The following is a 13,900-nucleotide window of genomic DNA, read 5'->3' on the forward strand; positions in this document are numbered from 1 at the left end:
TTGTCCATCGAAAACGGATTTATTTTCAGTCATGAAATTAAAACTCTCTCGAATACTGACGGGGAAGCTCCTTCAAAACTGACGGGAGCCGATTCTAGGACCACTTGGTTCTAAACCTTCAAGGAATGAGAGAAATAGTATGATTCGTATAAACACCTGTGCTGCGAGTATTGCTCTAGCGCTATCTGGTACAGCATTGGCCGCGCCAACAGCACCTAGCATTGATATGTACGGTTCCAACAACCTACAGTTTTCTAAAATTGAACTCGCGATGGAAACCACCTCTGGCTACAACCAGATGGTTAAATATCACGATAAAGCAAAAGTCGACGTTAAGTTCAACCAATGGAGCGGAACGTCAGGAAACACGTACAACATCTACTTTGATGGCGTTAAAGTAGCCACAGGCCCAATCACTGGCAGCCAAACCACAGCTTCATTCGAATACGGCCAAGGCGGCTTATTCGATATGGAAATCGAAGCGTGTGACGAAACAGGTTGTAGCAAAAGCGCACCCGCTAAAATCACGATTGCCGATACCGATGGATCACACCTAGCACCACTTGCGATGAATGTGGATCCAAACAACAAGTCATACAACACAGACCCAAACACGGTAGTCGGTACTTACTTTGTTGAGTGGGGCATCTATGGCCGTGATTACACAGTCGATAACCTACCTGCTGACAATTTGACCCATATCCTTTATGGCTTCATCCCAATTTGTGGTCCTAACGAATCAGTAAAATCAGTGGGCGGCAACAGTTACAACGCACTCATGACAGCATGTCAGGGCGTTAACGATTACGAAGTGGTGATTCACGACCCTTGGGCGGCTTTCCAAAAGAGCTTCCCGCAAGCGGGTCATGAATACAGCTCCCCTATCAAGGGCAACTACGCAATGTTGATGGCGCTAAAACAGCGTAACCCTGATTTGAAGATCATCCCATCGATTGGTGGTTGGACGCTGTCTGACCCATTCTTCGACTTCACAACTAAAGCTAACCGAGACACCTTCATTGCATCGGTTAAGAAATTCCTTAACACGTGGAAATTCTACGATGGTGTAGATATTGACTGGGAGTTCCCTGGTGGAGGCGGTGCGGCGCCAGACCTTGGTGACCCTGTGAATGATGGCCCAGCTTACATTGCACTGATGGCAGAACTGCGCACTATGCTTGATCAACTAGAAGCGGAAAACGGTCGTACTTACGAGCTAACATCAGCGATCGGTGTTGGTCACGATAAGATTGAAGACGTGAACTACGGCGAGGCTATCCAGTACATGGATTACATCTTTGCAATGACTTACGACTTCTACGGCGGTTGGAACAACGTTTTAGGTCACCAAACAGCACTCAACTGCGGTAACTTCATGCGCCCTGGTCAATGTGATGGCACAGGCCTTGATGAAAATGGCGAACAGTACACTGGCCCTGCTTACACCACAGACAACGGCATCCAATTGCTTCTTGCGCAAGGTGTTCCAGCGAACAAACTTGTGGTTGGTACAGCGATGTACGGTCGTGGTTGGGAGGGTGTATTACCGTCATCACTTTCAGATCCTAGCGATCCAATGACAGGCGTGGGTAATGGCAAACTAACCGGCAGCTCTGCGCAAGGCGTATGGGAAGATGGCGTTATTGACTACAAAGGCATAAAAGCGAACATGCTTGGTGCAAACAACCAAGGCATCAACGGCTTTGAATATGGCTACGACGAAATGGCAGAAGCGCCTTACGTTTGGAACCGTACTTCAGGCAAGTTGATCACATTTGATGATGACCGCTCAGTGAAAGCAAAAGGCGCATACGTTCGTAGCCTTGGCCTTGCGGGTCTATTCTCTTGGGAAATTGATGCGGATAACGGCGATATCCTAAATGCGATGCATGAAGGTCTAGCAGGTGGAACTACTGACCCTGTAAACCGTAAACCAACCGCAGCAGCGGGTGCAGATCAATCGGTTGAAGGCCCTGCTTCTGTTTCTCTAGACGGTAGCACTTCAAAAGACAGTGACGGTACGATTGCGAGCTACGCTTGGTCACAAGTAAGCGGTACGGCGGTAACGCTAGCCAGCGCGAATGCGGCTGTTGCGAGTTTCGATGTTGTGGAAGTCGCACAACAAGAGACTCTGACATTCAGCCTAACCGTAACAGACAACGAAGGCGCAACGTCAACAGACACAGTTGTTGTCACGGTAAACCCTAAGGACACAGGCCCAAGCAACACCGCTCCGGTAGCAGTGGTTGCAGCTCCGGCTGAAGTCAATGCGGGTGACGTTGTTGTGGTTGATGCTTCGGCTTCGAGCGATGCGGATCAAGACACATTAACCTTCACGTGGGATTTACCAGCAGGTATTAACGCAACAGTACAAGGCGCTTCAGTAAGCTTTGTCGCAGCGGAATACACGCAAGACACGGTACTGAACTTCTCTGTGACAGTGAGTGATGGTACAGATACATCAGTCGCGGCTACTTCAGTGAAAGTTCTTAAGAAAACCACAGGCGGCGGTACTTGTACTAACGCTTGGGATTCAAATGCGGTCTACACTGGCGGCGACCAAGTAACTCAAGGCGGTAAGGTTTGGGAAGCGAAATGGTGGACAACTGGTGAAGATCCAACAACGACAGGCCAATGGGGCGTGTGGAAAGAGATCGGCCCAGCAAGCTGTGCTAACTAAAAGTAGGGTTTAGCTAAACATTAACTAAACACCTAAAAGTAAAGGCCAACCAGATAACCTCTGGTTGGCCTTTTTATTATGTTTTCTTAATTGGCGTTCTACTTGCTTGATTCGTTAAACTTAGCCAATCAAGTTATCAAAACTCTCAAACACTTGCGGGCACTTCATCACTCGTCCGTGGCCTTGGCCTTGAGTCGCGATTAAGGTGACAAGATCCATTTCATAGGCTGCACGCTTCGACACATCAAACTTAGTAAACTTATCTTGTTCATCATGAACAATGATAGTTTGAGACTCACGAAGCGCTAGCTTTCCATAAGGATCAACAGATTGAATCGGGTAGTTAAATTGCTCTTCTACTTCTCCGACTACCGCCTCAAACAGTTTCATTGAGTAACCAGAACGAGCAACACTGCCAAATAGGTTTTCTAGATAATCCAGTACAGGTGCAATCAGCAATAACGGCTTGTTTTCCAATTTAACGTGCTTACATTCCAATGCAGACGCGGTACCCATGCTGTGACCGACCAAACCTGCTACCTCTCCCACTGAATCGAGAATGGCTTCAAGACCGTTCACAAACGCTGGGATATGACCATGTACGCCATCACTGCCACCGTGCGCCGGGTGATCATAAGCCAGAGCCGTAAAACCTTTGGCTGCAATATGTTCCATCAGAGGGAAGAACTGACTCGCGGTGCCAGACCAACCATGAGTCAGAACCCAAACTGGACCCGTGCCCAAAGAATACGTTTTTAAGACGCCATCACGACCTTTGATTTCACTCTTGATAAGCCCTTGCGGATCGGCATTTTTCTGCTCAGTACGCATTGGAGTGAGCAGCAGCTTACGTGCCGTTTTCTTTGCGTGGCTCGGTGCTAGGATGTAGTGCAGATTGGTTGTAGCGCCAATCAAGCTACGCTTGAAGCTGAACTTGTTCGATGTATTGAAATAGATTTTGTCACTCATGACCGTTCCTTGTATCGCCATCATTATTGGCGGATCGAGCTCGGCCCTAAAAATCGAACGACCGTGCTATTTGTTAGTATAAAAAATGGCGATAGCGCTGTTTATGACGGCTTGCCGCCACTTCTCTAAAATTTTGTTGTAAACCTTACTTCAGCAAGACTCACATGATTTGCGAGTTAACCTTCTGTATGTATTAAACCGCTTTCCAACTGGCTACCAAGCGCTCGACACCACTCCAAAAATGAGTGTGGCTCGCTTGTTGCCCTCGTAATGAGTAGAACAAGTTCGCACTTAAATAGAGACCGTACAACTCGAAGGTTGCCTGTTTCGGGTCTAAATCAGTTCTGAATTGTTTGCTTTCAACCGCTTTTGCTACCTGAATCGTCAAGTAATCAATCCACACTGAAATGGTTTTTTGCAGTGCCTTCTGAATCACAGAGGTTTCGCTGCCTGCATCTTTCCAAGCATCAATAAACATGCAGCTGCCTTGGAATGAATGATTCCAACCCAACCAATTGTCGAGCAACTGTTTCAATTTCGCTTCGATATCACCATCCCCCAGCTCTCTTGCGGGAATAATGACTCTCTCAGTGAATATGGCGTTGGAGTACTCGAGTACAGAGAGTTGCAGGTTTTCTTTAGAGTTGAAGTGCGCAAACAATCCACTCTTAGACATGCCACACTGCTTGGCTAACTCGCCAATCGTCAAACTCTCAAGCCCATTCTCACTCGCAAGCGCGAATGCATGGCTCAAAATATACTCTTTGGTTATCTTTCCCTTGCTCATTATTCACCAATAATAAATCTCATGTTTCATTTTTAGCACGTTCGTTCTTTTTTTCAAGGTTTTTTACTTAACCCTTGGTATTCATTTTGTCTTATCAAAGAACTGTGGAAAAATGCGACAGTATTCAAAGGAAATTGAAATCGACTAACAAAGGAAAAACAATGAACACACTTTGGGAACAGTTTGCGTTTTCGGCGTCAGTAACAGGCCCTATCTGTTTAATGCTGTTTCTTGGTGTGATGCTCAAGCGAATCGGTTTGATCAATGATAATTTCATTGATGTCGCGTCCAAAGTGGTGTTTCAAGTCACCCTACCCGCGATGCTATTTCTGAGTATTGTTCAATCGAATCACAACTTTTCAGCCAGTAGCGCGTTAGTTGCGTTTGGCGTCATCGCTAACTTTGTCTTTTTCTTGTTCACGATTTTCTCAACCAAGTTGGTATTCAAAAGCTCTAAAGATCAAGGTGTGATCATCCAAGGTGGATTCCGCGCTAATACCGCGATCATCGGCCTCGCCTACGTGGCTAATATTTATGGCAACCAAGGCGTGGCATTGGCTGCTATCTATGTCGCATCTCTGACCGTACTGTATAACATTCAAGCCGTGATAGCACTGACACCCAAAGGCAAAGACACCGGCGCTAAAGCCATTAAAGTGATCGCCAAGTCCATCACCAAAAACCCGTTAATCATCGCTATTTTCTTAGCAGTCGTCTTCTATGCACTTTCAATTCCGATTCCAAAAATGGTGACTGATGCTGGGCAATACTTTGCCAACATGACTTTGCCTTTGGCTCTACTTTGTACTGGTGGTTCTCTAGATATTAGTTCGCTTAAACAAGAAAAGTTGTCTACGTGGTTCGCCTCTAGTTACAAGTTAATCGCGTCACCTTTACTGACTACACTGGCTGGCTGGTACTTAGGGTTTGAAGGGCTCGATCTCGGACTTATCTTCTTGATGAGCGCAGCACCAACGGCAGCGGCAAGCTATGTTATGGCGCGTGCGATGGGAGGAAACTCAACACTCGCGGCTAACATCATCGCTCTTACTACTGTTGTTTCTCTTATCACTTGTACACTAGGTATATTTGCACTCACTGCAATGGATTTAATATAGCTGCGACAGGCTTCAAAAAACCGACACAAGCCTTGAAACAAAGGTCATAAGCCTTGATTTAGGACTAACTGGTTGGGCATAAAGGCTGCTAGATTTCGTAAAAATTTTACTGAGAGATCTGATATGTCTTCCGTTCAACATACGCCTTCACAACACATCGCCAGTATCGAGTTAGGCAGAGTGATTGCTATCTTGGCGATCATTGGTTTGCACGGCCAAATGGCACTCACTTATTGGCAAATAGATGAGGTGCCTTGGATCGGTTATGTGCTCAACCAAACCGCTCGTTTTGCCGTGCCTCTGTTCTTCCTTATTTCAGGCTATCTGATTCAACCTAAGCTCACAGCATCACCTTGGACAGCCTTCATCAACTACTCCAAACCACTACTCAAAGTTTGGTTGGCATGGAGCATCATTTGCTTAGTGATGCCATTCAATCTCGCGAAAGTAGAAGAGTTTGGCTATCTAGGCGAACGTGAAGGCTATTGGGGTTTCTTAATGAATACCCCACTCAACTCTTTCTTAGAGGGTGGGTTGGTACATTTATGGTTCATTCCCGCCCTTGTGTGCGCGGTTTTGATCATCGCCTTAATGGTAGAGATGAAACTCGATAAGCTTTTACTACCGGTGGCCATTCTGCTTTACGTCTATGGTGTATTTGCGGGCAGCTACACAAGCTTAACCGACCTTAGTGCCCCTTTCTTCACGCGTAACGGTCCGTTCTTCAGCACGTTAATGGTGACCTTAGGTTTCCTCATTCGTCAGCATCAATGGAAAGTGTCCTCAGCCAAAGCATTAGGGTTATTGGCGTTAGGCATGGTCATCCACTTTGCCGAAGCGGCATGGCTAACCCAATTTGATATCGCCTTTAATATTCACGATTTCTTGTTTGGTACAGCTTTGTGGGGGATTGGTGTGTTCATGTGGCTTTTAGCTAATCCAAACATCGGCGATTACGCATGGCTTCACGCTATCTCGAATCGTATGCTGGGTATCTACGTTTGCCATCTGTTGATCATTATTTTGCTATTCAATGTCTGCGGAGTATTGGGCATCACTGAACTCGCTAAAGACATTACCGTGTTCTTCGGCACCTTTACCCTGAGCTTTATATTGATCGCTGGTATAGAAAAAACGCCACTGCGCCACTGGTTACTTCGTTAGTGCTCATCTAGCCAACGACGTATTACAGGCCTAGTGACAATCCTCAGTCTGTAATTTGCCTTGATGCAACATTCTTTTCTGCAACGAGGTTCGCCTTGCCAGTGAAAGCACTAACTCGCTTTCACTGGCAACTTTAAACTTCAACATCCCTTTCCCTCTTATGCGTTACTCTCTTTTAACCACTGACGTGGCGACACACCCGATACATGCTGAAATGCGCGTGAGAAACCTGAATAACTGTTGTAACCGACTTCATCGGCAACCCAGTTGATGGGCTTATTTTGCAGTAGCAGAGATTGAGCAACGGAAACACGCCACTTTTGCACGTAATCTCCCGGTGTTTCACCCACCTCACGCTTGAACGCCTCAATAAACTGAGTACGAGACATCAAAGCCAGTGACGCCATTTCTGCAACCGAAAAATGACGAGCAGGCAACCGGTGAATAGCGGTCACCACAGCAGCAAGCCTTGGGTGTGCAAGAGCAGAGAAAACGCCGCTATCGATTTTTTGTTGTTCAATGAGATGACGAAAAATCAACGCCATCAACGCATCACTCAACTTGTCCATTAGGTATTGCTGCCCTGACGATTGTTGTCCTGAAGATGCTTGCCCCGACTCTCGAAACAGCACCTCAATCACAGGCATTAAGTTCGGTGCATCTTCAAACGGAATAACTATCATGTCGGGCAGAGCCGATAATAAAGGATTCATCTGCCCTGAACGATACTCCACGTTCGCACACACAAGCTCTGCACCTTCTCCCACACCTTCAATTACATGTGGTGTGCTATTCGGCAGATAAATAATACAGGGCTGAGAAAGCTGCCTGCATTCCGTATGAGCACCAGATAAGGTCAACTCCCCCGAACTTAATACATGAAGGTGCCCTTCTTTGCCTTGTTGCGCGTTAAATGACGACACCCCACACAGGTTTCCAGAATAGAAAACGCCAGTGCGTATCGAGAAGTGTTCCATTAATTGTGACAGCAGATCCATGCACCCTCCGAACGATTCGCTTAGTTTTTAGTTCTTTTGTCCCTCTATAGACCGGACGAGTGGGCTAAATTATTTCAAACAAGATAACCAACACTGACAAGGAACTTGATATGTCACACATGAAATCGACCAGTCAAAAAATCACTCTATTGGCCGCGTTACTAGGAACCAGCTTTTCGTTAATGGCAGCAGACCTTGATATGAGTGTCGACAACAATGATCTCGCCATTAAAGGTTATGACCCTGTTGCTTACTTTGCCAATGAGGGGCCAGTTAAAGGCACATCTGAATTCACAGCGACTTATAAGAATGCGATTTATAACTTTGTGAGCAGTGAAAACCGAGATGAATTCCGATCTAACCCATCGGCTTATGCACCTCAATATGGTGGCTATTGTGCCTTTGGTGTGGCAATGGGTAAGAAATTTGAAACGGACCCACTAGCTTGGAAAGTAGAAGGTGGGAAGCTGTACTTAAACTTAGATAAGTCAGTTCAAAAGCGTTGGCTGGAGAATACGCAAGAATTCATCCAAGACGCCAACAGCAATTGGACCACGATCAAAACCGTCGAAGCCTATAAGCTCTAGGTTTTAAGTTCTAAGTTCTAAGTTCTAAGTTCTAGCCTTCAACGTTTATCCATTGCCCACGAACAAAACGGAAGAAACCGAACGCTTCCGTTTTTATTTTCACGGCTCAAATACAAATAAGCAGCCAATTATTGATAACACCAAGATAAACAGCGATGTAACGCTCAAACCAGAGAGAAATCAGTGCGATTTCAGCACGAATCAAAACCATTTTTATTCTATACTCCTAAAGATAAGCTTTTCTTTTCATGGAAGAATAATGATATTACCTAGGATTTTAGCAATCGGACTCTATGCTTTATCAACACTGACTTACGCTGCTCCATGGCAGTTCGTAAAAAGTGAAGATGGCATCATCATTGATAAGAGACCTCACACTGAAGGCTTGGTAGAAATACGAGCACAAATGCAAACGCCCACCACTTATTCTGGTTTTTTGCTGTTATTGGAAGACAGCGCGAACGTGCCAAACTGGATAGATAACGTATCGGAAAGTCGTGTTTTGATGCAGATATCTGAGGATGAAAATATCGTCTATACCCAGTTCAAAGCGCCTTGGCCTGCCAGAGATCGCGATATGGTGACCTACTCAAAATATAGCATCGAGGATGGGCAGTTTGTCTTGTCGATCAAGGATGCGTCTGATTATTTGGCGAAAGAGTCGGGGTACATTCGAATTTATGATGTAGATGCCTTATGGACTCTGCAACCGCTCACCAATGGTAATACCTATATCACCTATACCGCTTACGCGAACGCAGGTGGCATCCTGCCAAATTGGTTAATGAACAAATTATCGATTGATAGTGCACTGAGCACGTTTAAAGGGCTAAAAGAACAATTACAGAAGTACCAAGGCCAGCAGCACCCTAACCTGCCAAGTGAGTCTCGCTAGCGATACCAGTCGATGGGTAGATAACTAGGTAGCTAAGTAAGTGGTAGATAAATAGATACTAAGGCCTTCTAGCGAGGTCGCGAGCTAAGATAAGTGCTAAACCAAACACCTGAAGAAACAGGGCAATATTCTTGTAGAAAGCCATTTTTTCATCGAGCCTTTGGATTAATTCAACCAAGGTCAGATTATCCAAATAGTAGTCATCAATTCGTGCTCGTTGGGCTTCTTGAGCACTGTTTATCAGCATCATAAGCTTGGGTAAATTAGCCAACGAGATGGCTGGCACCTCCTCACTCACCCAACTCCGGAGTTGGCCGCGCAGCGCTTCATCGAGGATGGTGGCAGGTTGAGCGGTTTCTGTTGAGGGTTTATCTAGGTGGATCAGAATGGCTTCACGCTTGCGCTCTAAGGTTTCGATCGTATTCCAGGCCAGTTGTATTGAGTACACATTACCGTATTTACGATCGTTGTATTCCGATTTTTCCGCTTCAATTTTGTCGAGCACCAAGCTCGACATGACAATAGCCATGACGTTCAGTATGAGACCTGCAAGGACAATCGCCCAAGCAGGGGGAAGGCGCAATGCCATAATGCTCCCTAGAACATTTTATCAAAAGGTAGGTAAGCTAAGTTTAGGACAATCAAAGAGATCATGCAGATAAGCGTCAACACCATGCCCACTTTTCTACCCTTTAAGTTTTTTGCCAGAATACCTTTTGCATGAATCACACGCCCCAGAATAAATGCAACACCAATGGCATGAATAAGCCACACACTGGCACCATTCATCTCCAAAAAGCCCATCAAAATAACCGTAATTGGGATGTAATCCATTGCATTACTTTGTGCGGAACGTGCTATCTGTAGCGACTCAACACCGCCATCTGCATGAGCAACCAGATTGATTCGTCTTTGCTTAATGACTTCTATCGCCAACCAAATCATTACGACCGTCAGCAAGGCTGCGTAAAGTGCTGTAACCATTATATTTTCCTATTACTTTGAGTTTGTTGAGCGTATTTCGCTCACCTATCGACGGATGAGTTCGACAACGAATGATATTCGCGCCCGAAAATTTGTAAGAGATCTCTCACACCGAACGTAAGAGATCACAGTCAAGCTTCGCAGAAAAAAGTAAAATTACAAACCCAACCCCTTGTTTTATATGAATCCACGCATATTTATTTTAGTTAACGAGGATATTTATTTCCTAAGGCTAATTGCGAATAAAGCCTCCAAAGTGTTTAATACTCATGTCGACAGGGAGTTGGCAAGAACAGGAAAAGCCTAACGGATTAGGTATCTTCAGGATGAAGATTTGATGGCTTAGGATGAGTGATCAGCAAGGAAGTTTTACTCTAGGATAGAGTCACTTGTCAGGATGATGAGTTAGCATGGACACCGCTAGGAAGGCGATGGATTGGATAGGTTAAAGGATTTAGCCAAATCAAGGAACGATGCAAGGAGCATACGTGACCTTATTAAAAAATAAGTAACAACGTCAGTAGCAGGATGGCTACGAAAAAGAATAAACCCCGTTTGGTGAAAGCCAAACGGGGTTTCTTTTTTCAACATCGAAAAGCTATTAGTAACTGATCGTTCAAATAGTAGCTAATCGTTCAAAGCCACGTTACAAAATAATGTTCATCAAAAACATAGCACCAAACGCATTCAATACTGAAATCGCGATCATCACAGGGATATAACGACCTTCAGTACCAATTGGTCCCATGATGCGTCCCATATATTGCACCTGAGAACCCATCAAGTAGATAGCTGGCGCCAAAATAGCAATATGGTTGCCGTTCAAAATGCCTTGGTCAAATAGCGTGATAACCACACCGACTGCACCACCCATCGACATCCACGCGCCAATCAATACTGCTGCCGCTTCGCCCGGTAAACCAAATACCGCCATGATAGGTGCAAACACACTACCCATCAGATCCAGTGCACCAGTAATCTGCAACGCCTTAATAATCACAAACGCCATCAGAACATTAGGTACTGTAGAGGTTGTCGCAATAACCCAGCCTTTCTTAGCACCTTCAACGAAAATATCAGTAACCATTGGTTTCTTTGCTTTAACTTCGCTCATTATGCTACTTCCTCTTCCAGTTTTTGTTCTTTGTCTGATTTTGTTTTGTCTTCTTTACCTTCAGTAATATTGAGGTAAAGGCGGAATAAGTTCGCACCAACAAACTTGAAGATAAACATCACCGCAACAGCAAGACCAATTGACGATGTCACTGCCAAAGAACCATCCATCGCCGTTAGAGTGAACAACACCGCACCTGAAGAGAAAAAGTTAACGATCGCCGCACCCGCAGTAAACTGGAACATGGTGAACACATCGGTTTCACGCTTAGTCAAATGCCCTTCATCTTTGAGCTGACGTGTCATCGCAGCACCCGCATCGGTACTTTGCAGAGAAGCAATCAGTGCCAAGCCTGAGTTGCCCGGAATACCCATTAAAGGACGAAGTAGTGGAGTTAGTAGTTTACGAGCCGCGTCCAGTGCACCGTAGTGCTCAAGTACGTTAATCATGCCCAATGCAAACATCACGGTCGGAATAAGTGTCAATGCAAAAATGAAACCGTCGCGCGCACCACTACCGCCTTTACCACGCAGTGACGTCGTTGCCGCTTGGATACCATCAGCCGACTCACTCACATCGTAAGCGACCTTACCAAATGAACCGTTGAGCGTCGTAAAATCGAGCACTCCATACCATTCATTGGACTGCATTAAGCCTGAAAAGAACACAATCGCGAACGCGAGTGCGATATAGCTGCCGATCGTGACTTTACGATCGGTTTTGGTTGGATTAGTCATAAGGACCTCTATACATCTCGTTTATGTGGAACATAACACGTATAGATAGTGCAAACTAATGAGCAAAAGGTTAATGACCAAAATCAAATAGTGCATCGGTTTAAATAAAAGAACCAAAGCAACATATAAAACTGTGATTCAAATTTTAAAGTAGAGGTATACGCTAAAAAAATTAGAATATTTCTCATACAAAACTAAACAAACCTAGCTTCAACACCGCAATCAAAAACGCACATAATCGCCACAATAATCAGGCTTCGAATAGAAAGTTCAAAAAAATCTTTCATCGTGATCTCACGTTTTCACCCAATCTACTGTTTTCTATATAATCTATTGAATTATTAAGATATCTATCACACTGAACAGGGTTATTTAGGTCTACGCTTTTACCCGTGTTAATAACTTATTAACTTCGGAGCGTAATCCATGTTAGGTATCCAGCTTTCTGCTGTTCTCTCTTTATTATTTTTTTCTACGGTAGCAGGCGCTGCCACTTCTCAGTTGGGAGAGCCGCTCAAACTAACCAGTTCATTTGCTGGCTACCTATCGCTGACCATTTTCGTTGTCGCCTACATCGTGGTGATGATGGAAGAATACCTAAAACTCCGAAAATCCAAGCCAGTTCTACTTGCAGCGGGCCTAATCTGGATAATCATTGGTTTTACCTACCAAGAACACAACCTTGTTGAAGTCGCCAAACAAGCGCTCGAACACAACCTGCTGGAATATGCCGAGCTATTACTCTTTCTACTCGTCGCCATGACATACATTAGCGCCATGGAAGAGAGGAGACTGTTTGATGCGCTGCAAGCGTGGATGGTAGGCAAAGGCTTTAACTTTCGCTCTTTGTTCTGGATAACCGGTATTCTGGCCTTCTTTATCTCACCGATCGCAGACAACCTCACGACAGCTCTATTGATGTGCGCTGTGGTTCTTAAAGTGGCAGGTTCTAATCCTAAATTCGTCAACCTAGCCTGCGTGAATATCGTGATAGCCGCCAATGCTGGCGGTGCATTCAGTCCATTCGGAGACATCACAACACTCATGGTGTGGCAGGCTGGTTATGTGAGCTTTAGTGAGTTCATTCCTTTGTTTATTCCTTCGGTGATGAATTACCTCGTCCCTGCGTTGATCATGTCTTACTTTGTACCCACCACTCAGCCCGACACAGTCCATCAACACGTTGAATTAAAACGTGGTGCGAGGCGCATCGTATTCTTGTTTATTATGACAATAGCGACCGCTGTTGCTTTCCATGCCGTACTCCACTTCCCTCCAGTAATGGGTATGATGATGGGGCTCGCCTATCTGCAGTTCTTTGGCTATTACTTACGCAAGACTTTGCCCAACTCACTCGCCAAGAAAAAGGCAGTGGCGATCGCCAATAACGATGAAGGCGCCCTGAAGCGACTCGGTTCTGTTGTGCCGTTCGATGTATTTCGAAGAGTTTCTCATGCCGAATGGGACACGCTTTTGTTCTTCTACGGCGTGGTAATGTGTGTCGGTGGCTTGAGTCTACTTGGTTACTTGGAATTAGCTTCGGGCGTGATGTATAGCCAGTGGGATCCAATTTGGGCCAACGTCATGGTGGGGATCTTATCGGCTATTGTCGATAACATTCCGGTGATGTTTGCCGTGTTATCCATGGAACCCCAAATGTCGATGGGCAACTGGCTACTGATCACCCTAACCGCAGGCGTTGGCGGCAGCTTATTGTCTATTGGTAGTGCCGCTGGTGTTGCATTGATGGGGGCGGCGCATGGAAAATACACCTTCTTTGGCCACTTAAAATGGATGCCAGTAATCATGATTGGTTATGGGGTCAGTATCGCCGCTCACCTATGGCTGAACGGTGATATGTTCTAGC

The 13,900-nt window shown here is 45.3% G+C and carries 13 protein-coding genes; 6 read left to right on the plus strand and 7 right to left on the minus strand.

Annotated features, from left to right (window positions below; translation table 11 throughout):
* Window positions 1-139: 139 nt before the first annotated feature.
* Entirely contained in the window at window positions 140-2,680 is a 2,541-nt protein-coding gene (locus AB4513_RS19935; RefSeq protein WP_102257671.1) for a glycosyl hydrolase family 18 protein, read from the plus strand.
* 120 nt (window positions 2,681-2,800) lie between these two features.
* Here the strand turns inward: AB4513_RS19935 and AB4513_RS19940 are convergent, their stop codons facing one another.
* Window positions 2,801-3,649, minus strand: coding sequence for an alpha/beta hydrolase (locus tag AB4513_RS19940; protein ID WP_009846122.1), 849 nt, complete (start codon window positions 3,647-3,649; stop codon window positions 2,801-2,803).
* Window positions 3,650-3,842: 193 nt separating this feature from the next.
* Window positions 3,843-4,436, minus strand: coding sequence for a TetR/AcrR family transcriptional regulator (locus AB4513_RS19945; protein WP_009846121.1), 594 nt, complete (start codon window positions 4,434-4,436; stop codon window positions 3,843-3,845).
* Window positions 4,437-4,597: 161 nt separating this feature from the next.
* On the opposite strand from AB4513_RS19945, the gene AB4513_RS19950 reads away from it, so the two are divergent.
* Together AB4513_RS19950 and AB4513_RS19955 are read left to right on the plus strand one after the other, a co-directional pair.
* A complete protein-coding gene (locus AB4513_RS19950) occupies window positions 4,598-5,554 on the plus strand; it encodes an AEC family transporter (protein ID WP_009846120.1) in 957 nt (318 codons plus the stop codon).
* Between the two features lie 123 nt (window positions 5,555-5,677).
* Window positions 5,678-6,718, plus strand: coding sequence for an acyltransferase (locus AB4513_RS19955; protein ID WP_102257672.1), 1,041 nt, complete (start codon window positions 5,678-5,680; stop codon window positions 6,716-6,718).
* A gap of 158 nt (window positions 6,719-6,876) precedes the next feature.
* Here the strand turns inward: AB4513_RS19955 and AB4513_RS19960 are convergent, their stop codons facing one another.
* Window positions 6,877-7,716: an AraC family transcriptional regulator gene (locus AB4513_RS19960; RefSeq protein WP_102257673.1), complete on the minus strand. Its 840-nt coding sequence runs from the start codon at window positions 7,714-7,716 to the stop codon at window positions 6,877-6,879.
* 110 nt (window positions 7,717-7,826) lie between these two features.
* Between AB4513_RS19960 and AB4513_RS19965 the strand changes: the two genes are divergently transcribed.
* Window positions 7,827-8,303, plus strand: coding sequence for a YHS domain-containing (seleno)protein (locus AB4513_RS19965; protein WP_009846117.1), 477 nt, complete (start codon window positions 7,827-7,829; stop codon window positions 8,301-8,303).
* Between the two features lie 259 nt (window positions 8,304-8,562).
* Complete coding sequence (locus AB4513_RS19970; protein WP_012601207.1) at window positions 8,563-9,198, plus strand: START domain-containing protein; 636 nt, start codon at window positions 8,563-8,565, stop codon at window positions 9,196-9,198.
* A 58-nt stretch (window positions 9,199-9,256) separates the two neighbouring features.
* On the opposite strand, the gene AB4513_RS19975 is transcribed toward AB4513_RS19970, so the two are convergent.
* The 4 genes from AB4513_RS19975 to AB4513_RS19990 form a co-directional block, all read right to left on the minus strand.
* Window positions 9,257-9,787 (minus strand): hypothetical protein, encoded by a 531-nt coding sequence (locus AB4513_RS19975; protein WP_009846115.1) that lies wholly within the window; start codon window positions 9,785-9,787, stop codon window positions 9,257-9,259.
* Between the two features lie 8 nt (window positions 9,788-9,795).
* Window positions 9,796-10,182 (minus strand): MAPEG family protein, encoded by a 387-nt coding sequence (locus AB4513_RS19980; RefSeq protein ID WP_009846114.1) that lies wholly within the window; start codon window positions 10,180-10,182, stop codon window positions 9,796-9,798.
* 646 nt (window positions 10,183-10,828) lie between these two features.
* On the minus strand, window positions 10,829-11,296 hold the full coding sequence (locus AB4513_RS19985) for a YjiG family protein (RefSeq protein ID WP_004737023.1): 468 nt from the start codon (window positions 11,294-11,296) through the stop codon (window positions 10,829-10,831).
* Entirely contained in the window at window positions 11,296-12,033 is a 738-nt protein-coding gene (locus tag AB4513_RS19990) for a nucleoside recognition domain-containing protein (protein ID WP_009846112.1), read from the minus strand. Before AB4513_RS19990 ends, AB4513_RS19985 begins: the two co-directional genes overlap by 1 nt.
* Before the next feature lie 426 nt (window positions 12,034-12,459).
* Here AB4513_RS19990 and nhaD point away from each other — a divergent pair, with 426 nt between their 5' ends.
* Window positions 12,460-13,899: a sodium:proton antiporter NhaD gene (nhaD, locus tag AB4513_RS19995; protein WP_012601208.1), complete on the plus strand. Its 1,440-nt coding sequence runs from the start codon at window positions 12,460-12,462 to the stop codon at window positions 13,897-13,899.
* Window position 13,900 lies beyond the last annotated feature (1 nt).

The sequence above is a fragment of the Vibrio sp. 10N.222.54.E6 genome (genome assembly GCF_041473955.1).
Lineage (GTDB): Bacteria > Pseudomonadota > Gammaproteobacteria > Enterobacterales > Vibrionaceae > Vibrio > Vibrio tasmaniensis_A.

Coding starts and splice junctions, on each gene's coding strand:
- AB4513_RS19935 (WP_102257671.1), top strand. CDS start 140: ATGATTCGTATAAACACCTGTGCTGCGAGTATTGCTCTAGCGCTATCT.
- AB4513_RS19970 (WP_012601207.1), top strand. CDS start 8,563: ATGATATTACCTAGGATTTTAGCAATCGGACTCTATGCTTTATCAACA.
- AB4513_RS19945 (WP_009846121.1), bottom strand. CDS start 4,436: ATGAGCAAGGGAAAGATAACCAAAGAGTATATTTTGAGCCATGCATTC.
- AB4513_RS19975 (WP_009846115.1), bottom strand. CDS start 9,787: ATGGCATTGCGCCTTCCCCCTGCTTGGGCGATTGTCCTTGCAGGTCTC.
- AB4513_RS19955 (WP_102257672.1), top strand. CDS start 5,678: ATGTCTTCCGTTCAACATACGCCTTCACAACACATCGCCAGTATCGAG.
- AB4513_RS19980 (WP_009846114.1), bottom strand. CDS start 10,182: ATGGTTACAGCACTTTACGCAGCCTTGCTGACGGTCGTAATGATTTGG.
- AB4513_RS19965 (WP_009846117.1), top strand. CDS start 7,827: ATGTCACACATGAAATCGACCAGTCAAAAAATCACTCTATTGGCCGCG.
- AB4513_RS19940 (WP_009846122.1), bottom strand. CDS start 3,649: ATGAGTGACAAAATCTATTTCAATACATCGAACAAGTTCAGCTTCAAG.
- AB4513_RS19950 (WP_009846120.1), top strand. CDS start 4,598: ATGAACACACTTTGGGAACAGTTTGCGTTTTCGGCGTCAGTAACAGGC.
- AB4513_RS19985 (WP_004737023.1), bottom strand. CDS start 11,296: ATGAGCGAAGTTAAAGCAAAGAAACCAATGGTTACTGATATTTTCGTT.
- AB4513_RS19960 (WP_102257673.1), bottom strand. CDS start 7,716: ATGGATCTGCTGTCACAATTAATGGAACACTTCTCGATACGCACTGGC.
- AB4513_RS19990 (WP_009846112.1), bottom strand. CDS start 12,033: ATGACTAATCCAACCAAAACCGATCGTAAAGTCACGATCGGCAGCTAT.
- nhaD (WP_012601208.1), top strand. CDS start 12,460: ATGTTAGGTATCCAGCTTTCTGCTGTTCTCTCTTTATTATTTTTTTCT.